This is a genomic window from Haemophilus sp. HMSC066A11, assembly GCF_001811665.1.
Taxonomy (GTDB): Bacteria; Pseudomonadota; Gammaproteobacteria; order Enterobacterales; family Pasteurellaceae; genus Haemophilus; species Haemophilus influenzae.
This window is the reverse complement of record NZ_KV805893.1, coordinates 1,924-25,873: the sequence shown is the minus strand read 5'-3', so window position 1 is coordinate 25,873 and position 23,950 is coordinate 1,924. Positions and strand designations below refer to the sequence as shown.

The window sequence follows — 23,950 nt, the reverse complement described above, 5'->3', positions numbered from 1 at the left end:
GCTGCGATTAAGAAAAGATTCTGAAAATTGACCGCACTTTGGATTGTAACAAATCTTTTGATTAGGAGAAATATATGCAGTCAATTAAAGCAATCCGTTGCACATTTTGTAACAAATTATTGGCGAAAGTGGGGATAGTTGGTTATTTAGAAATCAAATGCCCTCGTTGCAAAACCGTTAATACTACATGTCAATTTACCTGAAGAAAATAAACAAGAACAAATGAGTCTCTGGTGATATAATCTCGCGGTTTTTTAGGAGTCGATATTATGGAACATAAATTAGAAGATATTATTGCAATTTTTAATCAATGTTTTGAAGAAGAATACAATACTCGCTTAGTTAAAGGCGGTGACGAACCCATTTATTTACCCGCAAATGATGAAGTGCCTTATAACGCGATTTATTTTGCGCGAGGCTTTTACAGCAGTGCATTGCACGAAATTGCCCATTGGTTAGTAGCAGGCAAAGAACGCCGTAAACTAGAAGATTTTGGTTATTGGTATGAGCCAGATGGACGTTCAGAAGAACGTCAGCGTGATTTTGAAAAAGTTGAAGTGAAACCGCAAGCATTAGAGTGGATTTTGGCGACTGCGGCTGGTTTTCGTTATTTTGTCAGTGCGGATAATTTGAATGGCAACCCGGGCGATACACAGCCTTTTAAACAAGCCGTGTATGAACAAGTGAAAATCTACGCGGAAAAAGGTTTACCAAAACGAGCGGAAACGTTACGCCATGCTCTTGCTATTTTTTATGACACAGAAGATCGTATTGATTTAAGTAAATTTGATGTGGCACGCATTTAAAATTATGGGTCTTCGGAATATATAATGGAATTACTTTCTTAATAGTTTAAAAACAACTGGTGTTTAAATTGGATTTTCTGGTGGGATGTTAGGATAATCAATAGTATTATATAAAAGTATCAATCACATACGAGTGATACTTTGGGAAAAAAATAAAATAGTCCAATTCACTTGACCGTGTACTATGGTACATGGTTTATAATATTCAGGGGGTGAAATAAGATGATTTATCGCATTAGTGAGTTTGCAGATAAATGTGGAGTTAATAAAGAAACGATCAGATATTACGAGTGAAAAAATTTATTACAAGAACCTCACCGAACGGAAGCTGGTTATCGGATATATTCATATGATGACGTTAAGCGTGTTGGGTTTATTAAACGAATACAGGAACTTGGTTTCTCTTTAAGCGAGATTTATAAATTACTTGGTGTTGTAGATAAAGATGAAGTTCGTTGTCAAGATATGTTCGAATTTGTTTCTAAAAAACAAAAGGAAGTGCAAAAACAAATAGAAGATTTAAAACGAATTGAAACTATGTTAGACGACTTAAAACAACGATGTTCAGATGAAAAGCAATTACATGCGTGTCCAATAATAGAAACATTAACATGAGAGATTAATTAACGAAAGGAGCTTTTTTATGAATAAATTTAAGGTAAACATTTCAGGAATGACTTGTACGGGTTGTGAAAAACACGTGGAATCAGCACTTGAAAAGATAGGTGCTAAAAATATTGAGTCTAGTTATCGTCTTGGTGAAGCAGTATTTGAACTGCCCGATGATATTGAGGTTGAAAGTGCAATAAAGGCGATTGATGAAGCAAATTACCAAGCCGGAGAAATTGAAGAAGTATCATCACTAGAAAACGTGGCGTTAATTAATGAAGACAATTATGACCTTCTTATTATTGGTTCTGGTGCTGCTGCCTTTTCTTCGGCAATTAAAGCTATAGAATACGGTGCAAAAGTTGGAATGATTGAGCGTGGAACGGTTGGGGGAACCTGTGTGAATATTGGCTGTGTTCCGTCAAAAACTCTTCTTAGGGCAGGGGAAATCAATCATTTATCAAAAGACAATCCGTTTATAGGTTTACAAACATCCGCTGGAGAAGTGGATTTAGCTAGTTTAATCACGCAAAAGGATAAATTGGTGAGCGAACTTCGGAATCAAAAATATATGGATTTAATTGATGAATATAATTTTGATTTAATTAAAGGTGAAGCAAAATTCGTTGATGCTAGTACGGTTGAGGTCAATGGGGCAAAGTTATCTGCAAAACGCTTTTTAATTGCAACAGGTGCATCGCCTTCGTTGCCCCAAATTTCAGGACTTGAAAAAATGGACTATTTAACTAGTACAACACTTCTTGAGTTAAAGAAAATACCAAAACGATTAACTGTAATTGGTTCAGGATACATTGGAATGGAGCTTGGACAACTATTTCATCATTTAGGTTCAGAAATAACGCTTATGCAAAGAAGTGAGCGACTTTTAAAGGAGTATGATCCTGAGATTTCAGAGTCAGTTGAAAAAGCGTTAATTGAACAGGGTATAAACCTTGTCAAAGGGGCAACTTTTGAGCGTGTTGAACAAAGTGGAGAGATAAAAAGGGTTTACGTAACAGTAAATGGCAGTAGAGAAGTCATTGAATCAGATCAGTTACTTGTTGCCACTGGAAGAAAACCAAATACGGATTCTTTAAATTTAAGTGCAGCAGGTGTTGAAACTGGAAAAAATAATGAAATCCTGATCAATGATTTTGGTCAAACAAGTAATGAAAAGATTTATGCAGCAGGAGATGTGACTTTAGGACCACAATTTGTATATGTAGCAGCCTATGAAGGTGGAATTATTACTGATAATGCTATTGGTGGATTAAACAAAAAAATAGATTTATCGGTAGTTCCTGCTGTTACGTTTACGAATCCGACGGTTGCAACAGTTGGTTTAACAGAAGAACAAGCAAAAGAGAAAGGGTATGATGTGAAGACATCTGTATTACCTTTAGATGCTGTTCCAAGAGCAATTGTAAACCGTGAAACAACCGGTGTATTTAAACTAGTAGCAGATGCAGAAACACTAAAAGTATTAGGGGTTCATATTGTATCTGAAAATGCAGGAGATGTCATCTATGCAGCATCATTAGCTGTTAAATTTGGCTTAACGATAGAAGATTTAACAGAAACCCTAGCACCATATTTAACAATGGCTGAAGGGCTAAAATTAGTTGCACTTACGTTCGATAAAGATATTTCGAAATTATCTTGTTGTGCAGGCTAAGGGAACTTTTTTACAACTCCCTATTCAAGTGAACCAGCTAATGCTTTAAGGGATTTTCTAAGTGCATTTGTGGTCACAAAAATAATTGGTACAGTGAAACTTATAGGAGTATTAACATCAATAATTCGGATGATGTGTTTGTAACATTTGATTTTTCTGAGCATCTTAGCATTGATATTTACCAAAATTTAGCTACGCTTTATTTATTGGGATTAGGCACGTCAAAAAATGAAAAAATGGTTGAGGAATTGATTAATAAATGTAATCTTCATCTGGATTGTAAAAAAGAGAAAAAAATTAACGATATAACTGATTTAAAACTGAATATTCTTAGTCGGGATAATTTGCCAAAACAACCTGATCTTCAAGAAAAAATCGAAGCGATTAAAGAAGAATTGGTGTTAAGTAAAGATCCGAAAGTATTAATTAAGCTAGGCGAGTTGGAAAAAGATAAATCCAAAGCAAAAAAATACTTTGGCGATGCTTGCGATTTACGCAGTCAAGAAGGGTGTGATAAATATCGTGATCTCAATCAAAAACAAGACATCAATAAATAGTGGGTAAATCACAAATAAAGCGTCTGAGATTCTTAATTTCCTTTTCACTGTCAATTTTCCCTAAAATCGGCTAGAATACGCCGATTTTATTTTCGGTGACTTATAAATGATGAAAGATTCCATTATTGCAAAATTAGAAAGTTTAAAAGAACGTTATGAAGAGCTAGAAGCCTTATTGGGCGATGTTTCTGTAATTAGTGATCAGGATAAATTCCGTGCGTATTCTAAAGAATATTCTCAACTTGAAGAAGTGGTGAAATGTTTTAATCGTTGGACGCAATTAAATCAAAATATTGAAGAGGCTGAAATATTGCTCGACGATCCTGAAATGAAAGAAATGGCGCAAATGGAAATCGAAGAATCCAAAGCGGAAATTGAAGAAGTGGAACAACAACTTCAAATTCTTTTATTGCCGAAAGATCCTAATGATGAATATAACTGCTATTTAGAAATTCGTGCGGGAACAGGCGGCGATGAAGCAGGCATTTTTGCGGGAGATTTATTCCGTATGTATAGCCGTTATGCGGAAAGTAAACGCTGGCGTGTAGAAATGCTAAGTGCTAACGAAAGTGAGCAAGGCGGCTATAAAGAAGTGATCGTAAAAGTAAGTGGAGAAGGCGTGTATGGTCAGTTGAAGTTTGAGTCTGGCGGTCATCGTGTGCAACGCGTACCAAAAACTGAATCGCAAGGGCGTATCCACACTTCTGCTTGTACCGTTGCGGTAATGCCAGAATTGCCGGAATCTGAAATGCCAGAAATTAATCCTGCGGATTTGCGTATTGATACTTATCGCTCATCAGGCGCTGGTGGTCAGCACGTAAATACAACGGATTCAGCAGTGCGTATTACACACATTCCAACAGGTATTGTGGTGGAATGTCAGGATGAGCGTTCACAGCACAAAAATAAAGCGAAAGCAATGTCGGTATTAGCGTCACGTATTGTTCAAGCAGAGCAAGAACGCCAAGCCGCAGAACAAACAGATATGCGCCGTAACTTATTAGGTTCGGGCGATCGTTCTGATAAAATTCGTACATATAATTATCCGCAAGGTCGAGTGACTGATCATCGTATTAATCTCACTATTTACCGTTTAGATGAAGTAATGAATGGTAAAATTGATGAATTGATTCAGCCGATTATTACCGAATATCAAGCGGATCAGTTGGCGGCATTATCTGAACAGAATTAATGAATGATAGGGGGAGTCTGGTCTCAGATGCCCCCTTTAACTTTAAAGGAAAATAAAATGATTATTGAAAATCAAAAAGATGCTGAATTTTCTTCTGCTTTCCAGCCATCTAAACCTGTTCAAGCAAGCCGTTTTAAACGTTGGCTTGCCAGTATAATTAATGGGCTTGTGCTTTCGCTGATGGTTGGTATCGGTTTTGCCTTAGGAGATTTTGCTGGTGTATTAGGGACGATGGTATATATAGGTTTTCAGTTATATTTTATGAAAACCTATGGTCAAACAATGGCAAAACGCTGGTTAGGTTTGCGTGTATTTAATTATCATACCAATCAACCCGTTGAATTTGGTAAATACATCGGTCGTGAGATTATTGATATTTTGTTAGCATGGACAAGTTTCTTATTGATTATTAGCGGTATTGTTGCACTTGTGCGAGATGACCGCCGTTCTTTAACTGATTTAGTGGCTGGCACGATTGTGTTAAAAGACGAAAATTAATGAATTATAAAGAATGGCTGGCACAAGCGAAGGCGGATTTAGCTCAAAAAAATCCCTCTGAAAATAGTAAAATTGATGCGCTTGTGCTTCTTCAATATGCTACTGGCAAACCGCGTACGCAAATCCTTGCTTTTGATGATACTGAGATTGATGAAAAAGTGCGGTTAAAATTGACCGCACTTTTAGATCGCCGTTTAAACGGAGAACCTATTGCTTATATTCTTGGCGAAAAAGAATTTTGGTCATTGCCATTAAATGTCTCAAAAGGTACATTGATTCCAAGACCAGATACCGAAATTTTAGTGGAAAAAGCATTACAAATTGCGTTAGTAAAATTGGAAGAAAATCCACCGCACTTTCGTATTCTTGATCTCGGCACAGGCACAGGCGCTATCGCGTTAGCATTAGCCTCGGAGCTTTCCTCTATTTGTCAAAAACGACAAATTTCATTAGAAATAATTGGTGTTGATCTTATGCCCGATGTTGTGGCGTTAGCCCAATCTAATGCGGAAAGAAATCAGCTAAATGTAGAATTTTTGCAGAGCCGTTGGTTTGAAAATATAACAGGGCAATTTGATCTTATTGCCAGCAATCCACCTTATATTGATGCTCAAGATGAACATTTACGTCAAGGCGATGTGCGTTTTGAACCGCTTTCCGCATTAGTGGCGAATGATGCTGGTTATGCTGATTTACGTTATATTATTGAGTCAGCACCGAATTATTTGAATTCTAATGGTGCATTATTGCTTGAACACGGATGGCAACAAGGCGAAAAAGTGCGGTCAATTTTCCTCGAAAATCATTGGGAAATTGTTGAAACTGTACGCGATTATGGCGACAATGAACGCGTCACTTTAGGTTTTTGGAAGAAGTAATGAAATATTATCAACGTGCGTTATACGATAAATTTGTGCATTTTTATCTTGTTATCTCTGATGATGGCAGTTTAGAAGCACAACTTCGGGGAAAAATGGGTGGGCTTGTGCGTAAAGCACGTAAAGAAATTTCGCCAGATTGGCCAAAAGAAGAGCAAATTCATCAGTTATTACAGCTATTTTATGGTGATTGGGGATTTCATTGCGATCCAGAAGATTATTTTTATGCTCGCAATTTATATTTGCCTTATGTGTTTCAAAACTGTCAAGGTATGCCAGTGACGCTTGGGGCGATAGTGCTTTATTTAGCTGACGTATTAGATTTACCTATTTACCCAGTCAATTTCCCAACGCAGCTCATTTTACGTGCTGAAGTAAGAGATGAAGTGGCTTTTATTGATCCTTGGGATGGCACTTATATCTCACAAGAAAAATTGCAGCAACTTTATGAAGGTGCATTTGGGTTTGGGGCGAAAATTCAACCCGAAGAACTTGATAGAGCCGATCTTTCTTTACTTTATTCTCGCTTTGAGCAACTGGCGAAAAATGCACTAATTCGTGAAGAACATAATGATATGGCATACCGTTATATTGAGAATTTATTGATTGGCAATGATGAAGATCCTTATCATGTCCGTGATCGCGGTTTGGTTTTAGCTCAAATGGGGGCTTATCCTTCAGCATTGAAAGATTTAGAATTTTTTGTGGAACATTGTCCAAAAGATCCAACGGCGGCGTTTATCCGCACACAACTTTTAGAACTTAAAGGCGAGATTAATAAAGATACTTTTCCCCTCCATTGATTTAAGGAAAATTTATGCAAAATAAAATTGTAAAAATTGGCAATATTGATGTTGCAAACGACAAACCTTTCGTGCTTTTTGGCGGAATGAACGTGCTGGAAAGTCGTGATATGGCAATGCAAGTGTGCGAAGCTTATGTGAAAGTGACAGAGAAACTTGGCGTGCCTTATGTGTTTAAAGCGTCTTTTGACAAAGCGAATCGTTCATCTATTCATTCTTACCGTGGACCTGGCATGGAAGAAGGCTTAAAAATTTTCCAAGAATTGAAAGATACCTTTGGTGTAAAAATTATTACCGATGTACACGAAATCTATCAATGTCAGCCTGTTGCTGATGTTGTCGATATTATTCAACTTCCCGCCTTTTTGGCGCGTCAAACAGATCTCGTTGAAGCGATGGCAAAAACAGGCGCAGTGATTAATGTGAAAAAACCACAATTTTTAAGCCCAAGTCAAATGGGTAATATTGTGGAAAAAATCGAAGAATGTGGTAACGATAAAATCATTCTTTGTGATCGTGGAACAAATTTTGGTTACGATAATTTAATTGTGGATATGCTTGGCTTTAGTGTAATGAAAAAAGCCTCTAAGGGTAGCCCTGTTATTTTTGATGTAACCCATTCACTTCAATGCCGTGATCCATTTGGGGCGGCATCGAGTGGTCGTCGTGCGCAAGTAACCGAATTAGCGCGTTCAGGTTTAGCAGTAGGCATTGCAGGTTTATTCTTAGAAGCACATCCAAATCCAAATCAAGCAAAATGTGATGGCCCTTCTGCATTGCCACTTTCTGTGCTTGAAGGCTTTGTTTCCCAAATGAAAGCCATCGATGATTTAGTAAAATCTTTTCCAGAATTGGATACCTCAATTTAAATTTCATCAAAAGTGCGGTTAATTTTGACCGCACTTTGTATATAAAAAAGGAGCAATTAATGAAAATCGTATTTTTAGATAGCACGGCTATTCCTAAACATATTTCAATTCCTCGCCCAAGTTTTGAACATACTTGGACTGAATATGATCATACGTCTTCTGCCGAAACCATTGAGCGAGCGAAGGATGCGGACATTGTTATTACCAGTAAAGTGATTTTTGATCGTGAAACTTTGCAACAACTGCCAAAATTAAAGCTGATTGCGATTACTGCAACAGGTACAAATAATGTTGATCTTGTGGCTGCAGAAGAAATGGGCATCGCCGTGCGTAATGTGACAGGTTATTCCAGTACAACCGTGCCAGAACACGTAATCGGTCTGATTTTTTCTTTAAAACACAGTTTGGCAGGTTGGTTACGTGATCAAACGGAAGCAAAATGGGCGGAAAGTAAACAATTTTGTTATTTTGATTATCCAATTACAGATGTGCGCGGTTCAACGTTGGGCGTATTTGGTAAAGGTTGTCTAGGAACAGAAGTGGGGCGTTTAGCTAATGCCGTGGGAATGAAAGTGCTTTATGCAGAACATAAAGATGCTACTGTTTGCCGTGAAGGTTATACGCCCTTTGATGAAGTATTAAAACAAGCGGATATTGTGACGTTGCATTGCCCATTAACGGAAACAACAAAGAATTTAATTAATGCAGAAACCTTATCCAAAATGAAAAAAGGTGCATTTTTGATTAATACAGGGCGTGGGCCTTTGATTGATGAACTTGCCTTAGTTGATGCGTTAAAAACAGGGCATTTAGGCGGAGCGGCTTTGGATGTAATGGTAAAAGAGCCACCAGAAAAAGATAATCCGTTAATTTTAGCTGCAAAAACGATGCCTAATTTAATTATCACACCACATATTGCTTGGGCGAGTGATAGTGCAGTGACAACATTAGTTGGCAAAGTAATGCAAAACATCGAAGAATTTGTACAACAATTAAATCAAAAATAATGAATTTCCCTATTTCTCTTTATATTGCACTACGTTATTGGCGTGCAAAAAGTGCGGATCGTTTTGGGCGATTAGTAACTAATCTTGCAAGCCTGGGGATTGTGCTAGGTGTGATGGCATTGATCATCGTGCTTTCGGTGATGAATGGATTAGAAGGTTACCAAAAACAACAGGTGCTATCTTCTATTCCTCATGCGATTGTGAGCGAAGAGCAGCCTATTTCTACAGAAAAAACGCTAGAAAATTTACCACACTTTGTCCAAAAAGCCGTGCCGATCAATACAACAAATGTGATTTATCAAACGGCAAAAGGCGTAAGTGCAGGACAAATTATAGGTATTCAATCATTTTCTGATGATCCTTTGGTTGAATCTTTTGATCAGACTAAATTTAATGAAATTTTGCCTAGTGGGGAGTTTAAACTGGTCATTGGCGATCAACTGGTGCAAAAACTGGGCGTGAATATTGGGGATAAAATCCGTTTGATGATTACGGAAAATAGCCAATATACACCATTTGGTCGGGTGCCAACGCAGCGTTTATTTACTGTTAGCGATATTTATTATGATTATGGCGAAGCATCTGGTTACGAAGCCTTTGCTAATATTACAGATATTGGTCGCTTAATGCGTATTCAACCTCAGCAAGCACAGGGCTATCGTTTATTTCTGAATGATCCATTCCAAATTACAGAACTCCCACAACATTTCCCGACACAAAAAATCACAGATTGGCGTGTGCAAAAAGGAGAATTTTTCCAAGCAGTGAGAATGGAAAAAAATATGATGGGTTTGCTGATTAGTTTGATTATTGTCGTGGCGATTTCCAATATTGTCACCTCTTTAAGTTTGATGGTGGTGGATAAACAAGGGGAAATTGCGATTTTGCAAACTCAAGGCTTAACAAAATCCCAAGTTCGTTCGGTGTTCATTTATCAAGGATTACTGGTGGGATTTGTTGGCACATTACTCGGTGCTATTTTAGGTGTTTTAGCTACGTTGAATTTAACGGACATTGTAAGTGCGGTAAATCCACAAGGTGTTTTTTTACCGACAGAATTATCCTTTGTTCAAATGATTTTTGTCATTGGATTTTCGCTGTTACTTTCCTTGCTTTCAACCCTTTATCCTGCTTATCGAGCTGCGAAAGTAGAACCTGCAGCAGCTTTGAGATACGAGTAAATGGTAAATAAATGATGGATGAACAATCACTTTTAGCTTTTGATACACAACATATTTGGCATCCTTATTCTTCAGTTTCTTCTGATATGCCGCTTTATGCGGTGGAACGTGCTGATGGCGTGATGATAACTTTAAAAGATGGTCGTCGTTTGATTGATGGTATGTCCTCTTGGTGGGCGGCGTTGCATGGTTATAATCATCCTCGTTTAAATGCGGCGGCACAGAATCAATTAGCAAAAATGAGCCATATTATGTTTGGCGGATTTACCCATGACCCTGCGGTGGAATTAGCTCAATTATTGGTACAAATTTTGCCCAATGGATTAGATAAGATCTTTTTTGCTGATAGTGGTTCTGTTGCAGTGGAAGTAGCGATGAAAATGGCTATTCAATATCAGCACGCTAAAGGAGAAGTGCAACGACAAAAATTTGCCACTATTCGTTCTGGTTATCACGGCGATACTTGGAATGCGATGTCAGTGTGTGATCCAACCACGGGGATGCATCATTTATTTCATCATAGCCTGCCTGTACAATATTTTCTTCCTCAACCCAACATTCCATTTAATGAATCTTGGAATGATTGTGCCATTGAACCTTTAGCAGATTTACTTGAACGAAAAGGTAATGAAATCGCCGCACTGATTTTAGAACCTGTTGTGCAAGGTGCGGGCGGTATGTATTTTTATTCGCCAACTTATTTAGTGAAAGCGCAAGCGCTTTGTAAACAATATGGTGTATTGCTGATCTTTGATGAAATCGCCACGGGATTTGGCCGTACAGGGAAATTATTTGCAGCTGAACACGCAGGCATTTCGCCAGATATTATGTGTATCGGTAAAGCATTAACGGGTGGTTATTTAACTTTATCGGCAACCATTACGACCACAGAAATTGCGCAAATTATTTGTAGCGGTGAGGCTAAATGCTTTATGCACGGGCCCACTTTTATGGCAAATCCGTTGGCTTGCGCAATTGCAGCGGAGTCTATCCGTTTATTGTTGGAAAGCCCTTGGCAGCAAAATATTCAGAGAATTGAGCATTCCTTAAAACAACAGCTTTCGCCTTTAGCTGAAAAAGATTACGTCAAAGAAGTTCGCGTATTAGGGGCGATTGGGGTGGTTGAAATGAAAAGTGCGGTAAATATGAAAACTTTAGTCCCACGTTTTGTGGAACAAGGTGTTTGGATTAGACCTTTCGGAAAATTGGTTTATGTTATGCCACCATTTGTGATTAAAGATGATGAACTTCAGAAATTAACGGAAGGCATGATTCTGGCTTTAATTCAGGAATATGAACATTAGGATGAAAAATGGATGCTTTCAAACAGCAACTGGAACAGCTTAGCACACAAAATCAATATCGTTCAATTCCAGACTTAGTTCATCAAGGACGATATATTATGCGAGAAAATCGCAAAATGCTGAATATGTCATCTAATGATTATTTAGGTTTGGCATCAAATGAAAACTTGCGCCAGTCTTTTTTACAGCAATATGGCGATAATTTCCCTTCTTTTACCAGTTCTTCGTCTCGTTTATTAACGGGAAATTTTCCTATTTATACCGATTTGGAAGAGTTTGTCGCACAACGTTTCCAACGGGAAAGCGCGTTATTGTTCAACAGCGGCTATCACGCCAATATCGGCATTTTGCCTGCTTTGACGACGACGAAAAGTTTGATTTTGGCAGATAAATTAGTGCATGCCAGCATGATTGATGGCATTCGTTTAAGCCAATGTGAGTTCTTTCGTTATCGTCATAATGATTATGAACATCTAAAGAGTCTGCTCGAAAAAAATGCTGGAAAATTTGACCGCACTTTTATCGTTACCGAATCTGTTTTCAGTATGGACGGCGACGTGGCGGATTTGAAACAGCTTGTTCAATTAAAAAAACAATTTCCCAATACCTATCTTTATGTGGATGAAGCCCACGCCATCGGTGTTTATGGGCAAAACGGATTGGGCATTGCCGAACGGGATAATCTGATTGCCGAAATTGATTTATTGGTTGGCACTTTTGGCAAGGCCTTAGCTTCAATGGGGGCTTATGTCGTCTGTGATCAAATATTAAAAGAATGTTTGATTAATCAAATGCGTCCATTGATTTTTTCAACCGCACTTCCGCCCTTTAATGTGGCGTGGACTCATTTTATTTTTGAACGATTACCACAACTTTCAAAAGAAAGAACGCATCTTGAGCGGTTAAGTGCATTTTTACGCCAAGAAGTGGAGCATAGAACGCAAATAATGCCGAGCCAAACCTGCATCGTCCCCTATATTTTAGGCGGGAATGAAGCCACCCTTGCCAAAGCGGAATATCTGCAAGGGCAGGGTTATTATTGTTTGCCAATCAGACCGCCGACAGTACCCAAAAACACATCCAGAATCCGCCTGTCTCTAACCGCCGATATGACGGCGGATGAAGTGCGGCAGTTTGCGGTGCATTTATAAGTGTATGATATGAAAACGAAATTTTACGATCACCAAGGCGAACATTTAATCCTGTATTTTGCAGGTTGGGGAACGCCGCCCGATGCTGTAAATCATCTGATTTTGCCGGAAAATCACGATTTATTGATTTGCTATGATTATCAAGATTTAAATTTGGATTTTGATTTTTCCGCCTATCGGCACATCCGTTTGGTGGCGTGGTCTATGGGCGTTTGGGCGGCAGAGAGGGCATTGCAAGGAATAAGATTAAAATCCGCAACGGCAGTGAATGGCACAGGTTTGCCCTGTGATGACAATTTTGGCATTCCTGACACTATTTTTAAAGCGACACTGGACAATCTCACAGAAAATACCCGTTTAAAATTTGAACGCAGAATCTGTGGCGATAAAGCATCTTTTGAACGTTACCAACTATTTCCCGCCCGTCCGTTTGACGAAATTCATCAAGAACTTACCGCACTTTTTGCGATAATCGGGCAAGATAGGTGCACAGATTTGATCCGTTGGACAAATGCCTTAATCGGTTCGCAGGATAAAATTTTTATGCCCGCCAACCAATACCGGTATTGGACACCGCGCTGCACGGTTCAAGAAACAGACGGCGGGCATTACCTGTTTTCAAGATTCACCCATTGGTCGGCACTATGGAATCACTGACTTCTATAAATAAATCGCGCATTCGGCAGGCTTTCCAAAAAGCATTAAACGATTATGACCGGCACGCCTTAATCCAACAGAAAATGGCGATTAATTTAATGGCGCATCTGCAAGATTATTTACCGGATATGCCATTAGAGAACGTGTTGGAATTGGGCTGCGGTTCGGGAATGTTGAGTGCCTTGCTGCAAAAACAGATTTCAGCGGATTATTGGTTATTTAATGATTTGTGCGATGTGCGGGCCAAACTGACCGAAAAATTACCGCAATCCTTTGATTTTCATTGCGGCGATGCCGAACATTTCCTTTTTTTGCAACAATTTGACTTAATCGCGAGCGCATCCGCCGTACAATGGTTTCACCAACCCGATGCTTTTATCGCCCATTGCAAAACAGGCTTGAAAACAAACGGATTGTTGGCGGTTGCAACCTTTGGAGAAGACAATTTGAAAGAAGTCCGCCAGATCACAAATATAGGCTTAAATTACCCGACTTTATCCCAATGGCAGACTTGGTTGGCCAAAGATTTTGAGCTTTTATGGTGTGAGGATTTTAAGGTAATACTAGACTTTGATACGCCATTAGATGTACTCAAACACCTTAAATATACAGGCGTAACAGCCACGAACCAAAAAAATTGGACAAGAAAAAATCTCAATGGATTTATTGGCGATTACTTGTCGGCGTTCAGTATGCCGTCGGACAAAGTGCGCCTGACTTATCATCCGTTATTTTTTATCGCACGCTATTCTCACATAGAAAATCAGTAAGGAATATTTATGGGCAAGGTTATTTTTATATCTGGCATTGATACTGATGTGGGAAAAACGATTGCCACAGGCATTTATGCTAAAAAGTTGATGGAACAAGGCTGTTCCGTGATTACACAAAAAATGATTCAAACAGGTTGTAAAAATATCGCTGATGATTTACTTGTGCATCGAAAGATTCAAGGGATTGATTTAACGGAAGAAGATTTACAAGGCGAAACCTGCCCTTATGTTTTTGAATATCCTTGTTCGCCACATTTAGCTGCAAAGCGAGAAAGTAGAAAAATTGAAGCAAAAATCATTGAAAAATCTACCGCACTTTTGGCAGAAAAATATGATTATGTACTATTGGAGGGTGCTGGTGGCTTAATGGTACCTTATTGTGAAGAAGAGACGACGTTGGATTATATCCAGTTAAATAATTACCCTTTGATTTTAGTAACATCGGGAAAATTAGGTAGTATTAACCATACATTATTAAGTTTAGAGGCTTGTCGTTCTCATGGTGTGTCAGTGCTAAGCGTAATGTATAACGGTTACCCAGAATACGATCCTATCATTAGTCAAGAAACCCAACGCTATGTAAAACGTTATCTTGAAAAACATTTTCCTGAAACAGGATTTGAATACTTTGGGTGTATTGAAACTTAAGCTCAAGGAAAAGTGTGATAGACTCGCACAAGTTTTTGATGGGATTATCTGCCGCTAAAGTACGGTTAAAACGAGTAAAAAATGAATAACTATTTATTAAAATGCGAAAATATCAATAAATTTTATCAAGAAGGCGAAAATCAAACGCAAGTGTTAAAAGGCGTTTCTTTTTCTATGGAACCTGCAGAGTTGGTTGCGATTGTGGGGAGTTCAGGTTCAGGGAAAAGTACTTTATTACATACTTTAGGGGGACTTGATCAGCCAAGTAGTGGGGAAGTGTTTATTAATGGACAATCCTTGCAAAAAGCATCGGCTAATGAATTAGCTGCTTTGCGTAATCGTTATTTAGGATTTGTGTACCAATTCCATCATTTAATGGCGGATTTTACCGCACTTGAAAATGTGATGATGCCGATGTTGATTGGTCATCAAAATAAAACTGAAGCGAAAGATCGCGCTGAAAAAATGCTAAGTGCGGTGGGATTAAGCCATAGAATTACCCATCGTCCTTCTGCGCTTTCTGGTGGGGAACGTCAGCGTGTGGCGATTGCGCGTGCTTTAGTGAATAATCCATCGTTAGTTTTAGCGGATGAACCCACAGGAAATCTCGATCACAAGACCACTGAAAGTATTTTTGAGCTGATTCAACAACTTAATCAAGAGCAAAATATCGCTTTTTTATTAGTCACTCACGATATGGGGCTTGCGGAAAAATTATCACGCCGTTTAGTTATGCAAGATGGTCTTTTGAAGGAGGGGGCGTGATGAATACGCCGTTTTTTATTAGCTGGCGTTATCAACGTGGCAAACAAAAAAATCCTTTAGTCGCGTTAATTGCAAAATTTTCTGTAATTGGTATTGCATTGGGTGTTGCAGTTTTAATTGTTGGTTTAAGTGCGATGAATGGTTTTGAGCGTGAGCTTAATCAACGGATTTTGGCAGTCGTGCCACATATTGAGATTTTTTCTGTGCATCAAGCGAAAGATCCCACCATTCATCATTGGCAAAATTTAGAAAAACGCCTACAACAAAATCCACAAATTAAAGGAATCGCTCCTTTTGTTAGCTTTACGGCATTGGTAGAAAATGGCTCAAAATTGAAAGTTGTTCAGGTCAAAGGTGTTGAAAAACAAGCAGAAGATAAGGTAAGTTCAATTGGCAATTTTGTACAAGAGCAAGGTTGGAACAAATTTGAGAAAGAAGGCGGATTGGTCTTGGGAGCGGGTATCGCTAAAGAACTTGATGTAAAAGTAGGGGATTGGATTACCTTGCTTATTTCTCAGCAAAACGGCGATGAACAATTTGCTCAACCAACTCGTGAGCCAGTGCAAGTTACCGCTATTTTACGCTTAGATGGTCAGCTTGATTATAGTTATGCCTTATTGCCGCTTGCTCAAGCACAAACCTTTTTGACTTATCAACCTGATCAAATTACAGGTGTTGAATTGAAATTAGATGATCCTTTTTCTGCGAGAAATCTGGATTTATCAATGCTTAATGATTATCCGCAGATGCTATATATGCAAAATTGGATTAGTAAATTTGGTTATATGTATCGCGATATTCAGCTTATTAGAACCGTAATGTATATCGCAATGGTGCTTGTGATTGGTGTTGCGTGTTTTAATATTGTTTCTACACTGATGATGGCAGTAAAAGATAAGCAAGGCGATATAGCAATTATGCGTACACTTGGGGCGAATAATGCGTTTATCAAACGTATTTTTATTTGGTATGGCTTACAGGCAGGAATGAAAGGTTGCTTAATTGGAATTGTGTTAGGCATTATACTTGCATTAAATCTTACAATCTTTATTCAAGGTATTGAGTGGATTATCGGTAAGAAATTATTATCGGGCGATGTGTATTTTGTGGATTTCTTGCCAAGCGAGTTACATTGGTTGGATGTTTTGATGGTTTTAGTTGCAGCACTTGCATTGAGTTTAATGGCAAGCCTTTATCCAGCAAGCCGAGCTGCTAAATTACAACCTGCACAAGTATTAAGTAGCCATTAATTTCGAGAGTACAGCACAAAAGTGCGGTATTTTTTTATCTTTTATTTACTTAATTATTTCGTTTTATTCAGCTTGCAAGAGAGTTGTAAAGATAGTTTAATAGGGAATTCGTAGGTTTTATTCTAAAAAAAACATATCGAACTAGTTTACTAGTATAAAAATAAGTGTAGATTAGCTACATAATTTAAACACAACATTTGAAAGCAAGAGAGTAATGTATGGCTAAAGAGAAAATTGAAATTGTCGTGGCAAACGACGATACGCGAATTGAAAAAGTCGATCAGGTGTTACCACCCATTGCCTTATTAGAAAAATACCCAGCAAGTGAACATGCTGCGGCGTTAGTGAAGCAAACTCGTCATGAGGCACATAATATTATTCATGGTAAAGATGATCGTTTATTAGTCGTGATTGGGCCTTGTTCTATTCATGATCCGAAAGTTGCCATTGAATATGCGACTCGTTTAAAACCATTACGTGAAAAATACAAAGATAGCCTTGAAATTATTATGCGTGTGTATTTTGAGAAACCGCGTACAACGGTGGGTTGGAAAGGTTTAATTAATGATCCATATTTGAATGATACTTATCGTTTAAATGATGGGTTACGTATTGCACGGAAATTACTTTCAGATATTAATGATCTTGGTGTGCCTGCAGCGGGCGAGTTTTTAGATATGATTACACCTCAGTATTTGGCAGATTTTATGAGCTGGGGGGCGATTGGGGCTAGAACAACAGAATCACAAGTTCATCGTGAGTTGGCTTCAGGTTTATCTTGTGCTGTTGGGTTTAAAAATGCCACTAATGGTGGTGTGAAAGTCGCTTTAGATGCAATTGGAGCGGCGGAAGCTCCCCACTATTTCTTATCTGTCACTAAATTTGGTCATTCTGCAATTGTTTCTACAAAAGGGAATGAAGATTGCCATATTATTTTACGAGGTGGAGATAAAGGCCCTAACTATAGTGCTGAAGATGTAGAAAAAGTTTGTGCTGATATTGAAAAAACAGGGCGTATTCCACACGTTATGGTTGATTTTAGCCATGCAAACAGCAGTAAACAATATAAAAAGCAAATGGATGTTTGCCAAGACGTATGTAATCAGATTGCATTTGGTTCTAAACAAATCTTTGGCGTAATGGTGGAAAGCCATTTAGTGGAAGGTCGTCAAGATTTAGTTGATGGCAAAGCGCAGACTTATGGACAAAGTATTACGGATGCGTGCATTGGATGGGAAGATTCTGAAAGATTATTGCAACAACTTTCTGATGCAGTTATTGCTAGACGTAAAGCGACGAGTAATTAATTGAAATATAATCTAGATACTAGATAGAAGTGCGGTTGATTTTCACCGCACTTTTTTATTTGCTTTTAACTACGCTGCCCATTTCATTTTATTGCGACGTTTCATTTGATGAATCGTATTGGTTACGGTGCCGACAATAGGTAAATTTGACCAATCTTTTGTATTTATATTTGGTGTAGTGGAATCCAATGCCATAAAAAGGTAATTGCCGCTATGCACCATAAATTCATAGACATGAAATTCGTTATTTTCTTCTAGCACAACAAGATCACCAGAATAAAGATCGTTATTTTTTTCGACGACTAACATATCGCCGCTTTCAATTCCCCAAGCCAACATATTTGGGTTAGTTATATGAATAAAACAAGTTTGTTTTGGACGTTTGATACAGTAAAGATTTAAATCTAATTTTTTGTTGAATTTAAGGTTATCTTCTATATCACTGAAAAAAGGCAGTGGATTATAAGAAAAATCCATTTCATATTGTGTAGCCAAAGTTTGGTTGTTCATTCTCTTATCTCCTGTTAAATAATATGGATAAATAACCTTTTACCTTGTTTTTTTGTACAGTTAAATTTTACTGATATTTCATACAGGGTGTCAATAGGTTAAATAAAAAATTTTTTTATAAGTATGTTTTTAGAGAATATCTAATAACTTTAGAAAAAAGTTCACTTTTAGAGTGAAAAATAATAAAAATATTTTCTTTCATTAAAATTTTACGCTATCTTTAATTCCCCCTAGGTGGATTGGTAACAATCTGAAGTTAAATTTACTAAAAGAAAGATAAAAATATGAACACATCACGTCTATTTAGTCTGTTATTTCAGGGTAGTTTGGTAAAACGAATTGCCGCTGGCTTGGTTCTTGGTATTGTTGTTGCATTGATTTCAGCACCATTACAAGAAACCATGGGTTTTAATCTTGCTGAAAAAGTTGGCGTATTAGGTACGATTTTTGTAAAAGCTCTGCGTGCCGTTGCACCAATTTTAATTTTCTTTCTTGTTATGGCTGCCCTTGCAAACCGTAAAATTGGTACGAAAAGCAATATGAAAGAAATAATTGTGCTTTACCTTTTAGGCACATTCTTAGCTGCATTTGTTGCTGTTATTGCTGGTTTCGCATTCCCAACGGAAGTGGTATTGGCTGCGAAAGAAGATTCAAGTTCAGCACCACAAGCCGTTGGTCAAGTGTTGCTAACATTAATTTTAAATGTGGTAGATAATCCATTAAATGCAATTTTCAAAGCAAACTTTATTGGTGTATTAGCATGGTCTATTGGTTTAGGTTTGGCTTTACGTCATGCATCTGATGCAACTAAAAATGTGTTATCAGATTTTGCAGAAGGCGTATCAAAAATTGTTCACGTGATTATTTCTTTTGCGCCATTTGGTGTATTCGGTTTAGTGGCTGAAACCTTATCTGATAAAGGTTTAGTCGCATTAGGCGGTTATGTGCAATTACTTGCTGTATTAATTGGTACGATGTTATTTACTGCTTTTGTTGTAAATCCTATTTTGGTTTACTGGAAAATCCGTCGTAATCCTTACCCATTAGTGTGGACTTGTGTACGCGAAAGTGGGGTAACTGCATTCTTCACACGTAGTTCTGCAGCAAATATTCCAGTGAACATTGAATTAGCAAAACGCTTAAATCTTGATGAAGAAACTTATTCTGTTTCTATTCCATTGGGTGCGAACATTAATATGGCGGGTGCGGCGATTACTATTACTATCTTAACTTTAGCCGCAGTTCATACACTGGGCTTAGAAGTTTCTTTCGTTAGTGCGCTTTTATTAAGTATTGTTGCAGCACTTTGTGCTTGTGGTGCATCTGGCGTAGCGGGCGGTTCATTATTATTAATCCCATTAGCATGTAGCTTATTTGGTATTTCTGATGATGTAGCTGCACAAATGATCGGTGTTGGTTTCATTATTGGTATCTTACAAGACTCAACTGAAACAGCATTAAACTCATCAACTGACGTATTATTTACTGCGGCAGTATGTATGGAAGAAGAACGTAAAAACGCAGCATAATGATGATGCAAATAAGAGAGCGGGCTATGCCCGCTTTTTTTTTATGTGATTTTATATGCAAAGTGCGCTCTATTTTGATAGACTTCTGTCACGTTTTGTTTCCCTACAAATAGGTAAGAAAAATGAATCACTTAATTATTTTTGCTCATCCTAATTCAGTGCGTAGTTTTGGGCGAGCGATTGCCAATCGTATTGAGCAAATTAGTCAAGAAAATGGTGTAAATGTATTTTTTCGTGATCTTTATGAAATGAATTTCAATCCAATTTTATCTCATGAAGAATTGCAGAATGCTAACAAAGGTATTATTCCAGAAGATATTCAGCAAGAGCATGGTTTTATTCTTCAAGCAGATTTAATTACGTTGGTTTATCCCCTTTGGTGGATGGGGTTCCCAGCAATTTTGAAAGGCTATTTAGATCGCGTATTAAGCCATGGCTTTGCTTATAAAACGGAAAACGGCGAATCAGTGGGGTTGCTCAAAAATAAGCAAATGCAGCAATTTATTACGATTGGCAGTAATGTTGATCAATATAAAGAATTTGGTGTGGATAAATCGCTTAATCATTGTTTGATTAATGGATTATTCAATTATTGTGGAATTGAAAATGTCGAGTTTGAATTATTTGGAGATATTCATTTAATTGATGATGAGGCTCGTAAGGCGATGATTGAACTTGCTGCTCAAAAAACTCAAGCAAAATTGACCGCACTTTTAAAGGAAAAAGAGTAATGTCTGAAAAACAAATTAATAATTTTTCATTAATTAGTCGATTATTCGGTAATCTTTTTTATCGTTCTCCAACAGATAAAGTACTCGCTGACGCATTTGTTTGGTTACAACAAAAAGGCTTGAGCCAAATTTGGGCGTTAGATACTGATAAAGAAAGTGAATTAGCACTGAATAGCTTGCAAGTTAAAATCGATCTCAATTTGTTGAACGAAGAGTATCAAAAATTATTTGGTGCGAATGGGAAAGTGATGACGGCTATTTCAGCTTATGGCATTGATGTTGAAGAATTTGTGAATTTTCGTCTTGTACGCAATATGCCAGAGGTGGAAAGTGCGGATCATTTTGCTTTATTATTGCTCACAGCCTCTTGGCTTGAAGATAATTCGGATTCTTTAGTGGCTCAACAAGAATTCTTTGAAACTTTTTTACTGCCTTGTGCAGCGAAGTTTTTAACTCAAGTAGAAAATCAAGCAACTTTGCCTTTTTATCGTGCATTGGCCCTTCTTACACGAGAAATATTGGCGACAATGGCGGATGAATTGGAAGAAGAGTAGAGCAATATTTTGCTTTTCTCTAAGTATTGAGGAAAGCAAGCAATATTTTATAGATAGGTTACAAAATCTTTTGTATCGATAACTCGGCATTCACGTTCTGCTTTCTCCATGCCCGTGCCAATCATGACTAACGCAATCACACGATCTTGTTCACGACATCCGAACGCTTCTCGTAATGCAGTGCCATTAACCCATTTCCCTGAAATCCACACATTATCAAATCCTTGTGCTTGTGCAGCCAGTTGTAATCCATAAGTTGCACAACCTGCACTCAACATTTGTTCCCAACCAGGCACTTTAGCGATAGTTGGATCGATTTTTGCTACCACGCCAATAACCATAGGTGCGCGATGTGCTAGGTTTTCGGCTTTCATCAATTTTTCTTCCCCAAGATCAAATTCTACAACGGCAGCTTTAAGTAGCGTTTCTAATTTATTTAAGCTCTCATTTTCCATTACAATAAAATGATAAGGATGTAATTTTCCGTGATCTGGCACACGCATTGCTGCTTCGAAAATACGCTCAAGCTGTTCTGCATTAGGTGCAGGTGCGGTTAATTTTTTGTTTGATTTTCTTGTGGTTAAAAGTGTAAGTGCATCCATTTTATTATCCCTTATAAGTAAAAGTGCGGTGGATTATAGCATAGTTTTTGACAAGGCTTTGTGATACGCTAGTGCAAATTTTTTAAAGGTAATTTGTATGTTTCGAGTATTAAAATTTTGTTGGAAAGCACTGTGTTTCATTCGTGATCTTGTCATGAATGTTGTGTTTTTAGGCTTTGTACTATTGCTAGTGGCGATTATTAGCTTTTCAAGTGGCGGGAAAAAATCTACTGCATTAACGAGCGAAGGCGCATTATTGCTCAATTTAGATGGTTATTTAGCGGACAACCGAGATGAAACACTTCGTTGGCAAGATGCCTTAAGCGAATTGAATGGCGAGCACGTCCCTCGAAAAATTTCGACGTTTGATGTGGTATTTGCCATTCAACAAGCGGAAGATGATCCTAAAATTAAAGGATTAGTGCTAGATCTTAATTATTTTGAAGGGGCGGATTTACCCGCATTAGATTTTATTGGTGGTGCTATCAGTCACTTTAAAGATGCAGGGAAACCAGTGATCGCCTATGCAGATAATTATTCACAAGGACAATATTATTTAGCGAGCTTTGCTGATGAAATTTATTTAAATTCAATTGGAAGCGTGGATATTCACGGTTTATCGCAAGAGAATTTGTATTTTAAAGAGATGCTCGACAAATTAGCCGTTACACCACATATTTTCCGCGTAGGGACTTATAAATCAGCAGTTGAACCATTTTTACGCAACGATATGTCGGCTGAGGCAAAAGCAAATATGCAACGTTGGTTAGGCGAAATGTGGAATAATTATGTTTTATCCGTCAGTGAAAATCGTAATATTAAGAAAGATCGCATTTTGCCGAATGCGAAACAGTATCTTGCAGAACTTAAAGCGTTAAAAGGCAATAGTACGGCATACGCACAACAACGTGGATTAGTAACTGATGTTGTAACTCGTTTGGATTTAGATAAAAAACTATCCGCACTTTTTGGCAAAGGAAGTGATGGAAAAGCGAACCTTATCGAATTTGATGATTATTTGACTCAACTGCCTGATCGTTTAGAACATTACAACGTACCGAATAAAATTGCGGTTGTGAATGTTGAAGGAACGATTATTGATGGAGAAAGTGATGAAGAAAATGCTGGTGGCGACACCATTGCGCGAATTCTTCGTAAAGCCCACGATGACAATTCTGTGAAAGCCGTGATTCTACGCGTTAATTCACCTGGCGGAAGTGCTTTTGCTTCTGAAATTATCCGACAAGAAACTGAAAACTTACAGAAAATTGGAAAGCCTGTCATCGTATCTATGGGTGCAATGGCAGCATCAGGTGGTTATTGGATTTCATCCACTGCAGATTATATTATTGCCGATGCAAATACAATTACGGGTTCTATCGGTATTTTCACGATGTTCCCGACTTTCGAAAATAGTATTAAGAAAATAGGCGTGAATGCAGATGGTGTTTCAACCACTGAATTAGCTAATACATCTGCGTTTTCTCCATTAGCAAAACCCGTGCAAGATATTTATCAAACAGAAATTGAGTACGGTTATGACAGATTTTTAGAAATTGTTAGCAAAGGTCGCCAGCTTTCTAAAATACAAGTAGATAAACTGGCTCAAGGGCAGGTTTGGTTGGGCAGTGATGCATTCCAAAATGGTTTAGTGGATGAGATAGGTTCTTTTAATGAAGCGGTCAATAAAGCAGAGCAATTAGTGAATCAACGCCAAGATACTGCCGTGCAAGATTTTAGCGTGGAATGGTTTACAGATGATAACGTTAGTTTAATTAGCACCTTATTGCGCGATACTAAAAAAGGGGCGCAAGAGCAGTTAGTTAAATGGCTTGGTTTGCCTGCTCCAATTCAAAAATTACAAAAAGAATTGAATGTATTAACTAAATTTAATGATCCTAAAGGTCAGTATTTGTATTGTTTGAATTGTGGAAAAGTGAAGTAATAATTGAAAAAGGGCAGAATTAAATCTGCCCTTTCGCTTACAAAATATACGCTTCTTGAATATGATGTGGCTTTTGGTCTTCTTCTGGTGGAAGCTTCATATAATCTCCATAATATTGTGTTAAGTGTTCGTGATATCCATTCATTACT

Annotated in this window: 25 protein-coding genes and 2 pseudogenes; 24 read left to right on the top strand and 3 right to left on the bottom strand. The window is 37.8% G+C overall.

From position 1 onward, the window contains the following. The first annotated feature begins 74 nt into the window (after nt 1-74). From HMPREF2813_RS08435 to aroG, 20 genes and pseudogenes are all read left to right on the top strand, one after another. Nucleotides 75-203: a Com family DNA-binding transcriptional regulator gene (locus HMPREF2813_RS08435; RefSeq protein WP_032823678.1), complete on the top strand. Its 129-nt coding sequence runs from the start codon at nt 75-77 to the stop codon at nt 201-203. A gap of 66 nt (nt 204-269) precedes the next feature. Next, nucleotides 270-806, top strand: a complete 537-nt coding sequence (locus HMPREF2813_RS08430) for an elongation factor P hydroxylase (RefSeq protein WP_048946942.1) — start codon at nt 270-272, stop codon at nt 804-806. A gap of 222 nt (nt 807-1,028) precedes the next feature. Then, nucleotides 1,029-1,421, top strand: a pseudogene (gene merR / locus HMPREF2813_RS08425) (Hg(II)-responsive transcriptional regulator). Between the two features lie 28 nt (nt 1,422-1,449). Then, nucleotides 1,450-3,090, top strand: a complete 1,641-nt coding sequence (gene merA, locus HMPREF2813_RS08420) for a mercury(II) reductase (protein WP_048946941.1) — start codon at nt 1,450-1,452, stop codon at nt 3,088-3,090. A 134-nt stretch (nt 3,091-3,224) separates the two neighbouring features. Further along, nucleotides 3,225-3,647 (top strand): hypothetical protein, encoded by a 423-nt coding sequence (locus HMPREF2813_RS10055; RefSeq protein WP_238144798.1) that lies wholly within the window; start codon nt 3,225-3,227, stop codon nt 3,645-3,647. A 109-nt stretch (nt 3,648-3,756) separates the two neighbouring features. Then, nucleotides 3,757-4,839 carry a peptide chain release factor 1 gene (prfA, locus tag HMPREF2813_RS08410; RefSeq protein ID WP_038440253.1) on the top strand — a complete coding sequence of 361 codons (1,083 nt, stop codon included), beginning with the start codon at nt 3,757-3,759 and terminating at the stop codon, nt 4,837-4,839. Nucleotides 4,840-4,896: 57 nt separating this feature from the next. Next, on the top strand, nt 4,897-5,337 hold the full coding sequence (locus HMPREF2813_RS08405) for an RDD family protein (protein WP_005660233.1): 441 nt from the start codon (nt 4,897-4,899) through the stop codon (nt 5,335-5,337). Continuing rightward, nucleotides 5,337-6,215: a peptide chain release factor N(5)-glutamine methyltransferase gene (gene prmC / locus HMPREF2813_RS08400; protein WP_005660236.1), complete on the top strand. Its 879-nt coding sequence runs from the start codon at nt 5,337-5,339 to the stop codon at nt 6,213-6,215. Before HMPREF2813_RS08405 ends, prmC begins: the two co-directional genes overlap by 1 nt. Then, nucleotides 6,215-7,018, top strand: a complete 804-nt coding sequence (locus HMPREF2813_RS08395; RefSeq protein ID WP_048946940.1) for a SirB1 family protein — start codon at nt 6,215-6,217, stop codon at nt 7,016-7,018. The genes prmC and HMPREF2813_RS08395 overlap by 1 nt, the downstream gene beginning before the upstream one ends. A gap of 14 nt (nt 7,019-7,032) precedes the next feature. Beyond that, complete coding sequence (gene kdsA / locus HMPREF2813_RS08390; protein ID WP_048946939.1) at nt 7,033-7,887, top strand: 3-deoxy-8-phosphooctulonate synthase; 855 nt, start codon at nt 7,033-7,035, stop codon at nt 7,885-7,887. 59 nt (nt 7,888-7,946) lie between these two features. Next, the gene (locus HMPREF2813_RS08385; protein WP_048946938.1) at nt 7,947-8,894 is read left to right on the top strand and encodes a 2-hydroxyacid dehydrogenase; all 948 of its coding nucleotides are present in this window, start codon (nt 7,947-7,949) and stop codon (nt 8,892-8,894) included. After that, nucleotides 8,894-10,075 (top strand): lipoprotein-releasing ABC transporter permease subunit, encoded by a 1,182-nt coding sequence (locus tag HMPREF2813_RS08380; protein ID WP_048946937.1) that lies wholly within the window; start codon nt 8,894-8,896, stop codon nt 10,073-10,075. The genes HMPREF2813_RS08385 and HMPREF2813_RS08380 overlap by 1 nt, the downstream gene beginning before the upstream one ends. Before the next feature lie 14 nt (nt 10,076-10,089). Further along, a complete protein-coding gene (bioA, locus tag HMPREF2813_RS08375) occupies nt 10,090-11,379 on the top strand; it encodes an adenosylmethionine--8-amino-7-oxononanoate transaminase (protein WP_048946943.1) in 1,290 nt (429 codons plus the stop codon). A gap of 8 nt (nt 11,380-11,387) precedes the next feature. Next, on the top strand, nt 11,388-12,530 hold the full coding sequence (bioF, locus tag HMPREF2813_RS08370; RefSeq protein ID WP_048946936.1) for an 8-amino-7-oxononanoate synthase: 1,143 nt from the start codon (nt 11,388-11,390) through the stop codon (nt 12,528-12,530). A 9-nt stretch (nt 12,531-12,539) separates the two neighbouring features. Further along, nucleotides 12,540-13,187, top strand: coding sequence for a pimeloyl-ACP methyl esterase BioG family protein (locus HMPREF2813_RS08365; protein WP_048946935.1), 648 nt, complete (start codon nt 12,540-12,542; stop codon nt 13,185-13,187). Next, the gene (bioC, locus tag HMPREF2813_RS08360) at nt 13,175-13,957 is read left to right on the top strand and encodes a malonyl-ACP O-methyltransferase BioC (RefSeq protein ID WP_048946934.1); all 783 of its coding nucleotides are present in this window, start codon (nt 13,175-13,177) and stop codon (nt 13,955-13,957) included. The genes HMPREF2813_RS08365 and bioC overlap by 13 nt, the downstream gene beginning before the upstream one ends. A gap of 9 nt (nt 13,958-13,966) precedes the next feature. Then, nucleotides 13,967-14,608 (top strand): dethiobiotin synthase, encoded by a 642-nt coding sequence (gene bioD, locus HMPREF2813_RS08355; RefSeq protein ID WP_048946933.1) that lies wholly within the window; start codon nt 13,967-13,969, stop codon nt 14,606-14,608. Between the two features lie 81 nt (nt 14,609-14,689). After that, nucleotides 14,690-15,373: a lipoprotein-releasing ABC transporter ATP-binding protein LolD gene (lolD, locus tag HMPREF2813_RS08350; protein WP_005693575.1), complete on the top strand. Its 684-nt coding sequence runs from the start codon at nt 14,690-14,692 to the stop codon at nt 15,371-15,373. Beyond that, nucleotides 15,373-16,623 (top strand): lipoprotein-releasing ABC transporter permease subunit LolE, encoded by a 1,251-nt coding sequence (lolE, locus tag HMPREF2813_RS08345; RefSeq protein ID WP_048946932.1) that lies wholly within the window; start codon nt 15,373-15,375, stop codon nt 16,621-16,623. Before lolD ends, lolE begins: the two co-directional genes overlap by 1 nt. A 218-nt stretch (nt 16,624-16,841) precedes the next feature. Beyond that, on the top strand, nt 16,842-17,930 hold the full coding sequence (gene aroG, locus HMPREF2813_RS08340) for a 3-deoxy-7-phosphoheptulonate synthase AroG (protein ID WP_005660260.1): 1,089 nt from the start codon (nt 16,842-16,844) through the stop codon (nt 17,928-17,930). Nucleotides 17,931-17,999: 69 nt separating this feature from the next. Here the strand turns inward: aroG and HMPREF2813_RS08335 are convergent, their stop codons facing one another. Then, nucleotides 18,000-18,440 (bottom strand): LexA family protein, encoded by a 441-nt coding sequence (locus HMPREF2813_RS08335; RefSeq protein ID WP_048946931.1) that lies wholly within the window; start codon nt 18,438-18,440, stop codon nt 18,000-18,002. Nucleotides 18,441-18,724: 284 nt separating this feature from the next. Between HMPREF2813_RS08335 and sstT the strand changes: the two genes are divergently transcribed. The 3 genes from sstT to HMPREF2813_RS08320 all read left to right on the top strand — a co-directional run bounded on the left by sstT (nt 18,725) and on the right by HMPREF2813_RS08320 (nt 21,254). Beyond that, nucleotides 18,725-19,969 carry a serine/threonine transporter SstT gene (gene sstT / locus HMPREF2813_RS08330; protein ID WP_048946930.1) on the top strand — a complete coding sequence of 415 codons (1,245 nt, stop codon included), beginning with the start codon at nt 18,725-18,727 and terminating at the stop codon, nt 19,967-19,969. Between the two features lie 122 nt (nt 19,970-20,091). Then, the gene (locus HMPREF2813_RS08325; RefSeq protein WP_048946929.1) at nt 20,092-20,700 is read left to right on the top strand and encodes an NAD(P)H-dependent oxidoreductase; all 609 of its coding nucleotides are present in this window, start codon (nt 20,092-20,094) and stop codon (nt 20,698-20,700) included. Continuing rightward, nucleotides 20,700-21,254, top strand: coding sequence for a TorD/DmsD family molecular chaperone (locus HMPREF2813_RS08320; RefSeq protein ID WP_048946928.1), 555 nt, complete (start codon nt 20,700-20,702; stop codon nt 21,252-21,254). The genes HMPREF2813_RS08325 and HMPREF2813_RS08320 overlap by 1 nt, the downstream gene beginning before the upstream one ends. A gap of 47 nt (nt 21,255-21,301) precedes the next feature. On the opposite strand, the gene HMPREF2813_RS08315 is transcribed toward HMPREF2813_RS08320, so the two are convergent. Then, entirely contained in the window at nt 21,302-21,856 is a 555-nt protein-coding gene (locus tag HMPREF2813_RS08315; protein ID WP_048946927.1) for an NAD(P)H nitroreductase, read from the bottom strand. Nucleotides 21,857-21,953: 97 nt separating this feature from the next. Between HMPREF2813_RS08315 and sppA the strand changes: the two genes are divergently transcribed. After that, entirely contained in the window at nt 21,954-23,801 is a 1,848-nt protein-coding gene (gene sppA, locus HMPREF2813_RS08310; protein WP_048946926.1) for a signal peptide peptidase SppA, read from the top strand. A 37-nt stretch (nt 23,802-23,838) separates the two neighbouring features. On the opposite strand, the pseudogene HMPREF2813_RS09690 reads toward sppA, so the two are convergent. After that, a pseudogene (locus tag HMPREF2813_RS09690) lies at nt 23,839-23,950 on the bottom strand (phosphorylcholine transferase LicD); the annotation flags it as partial.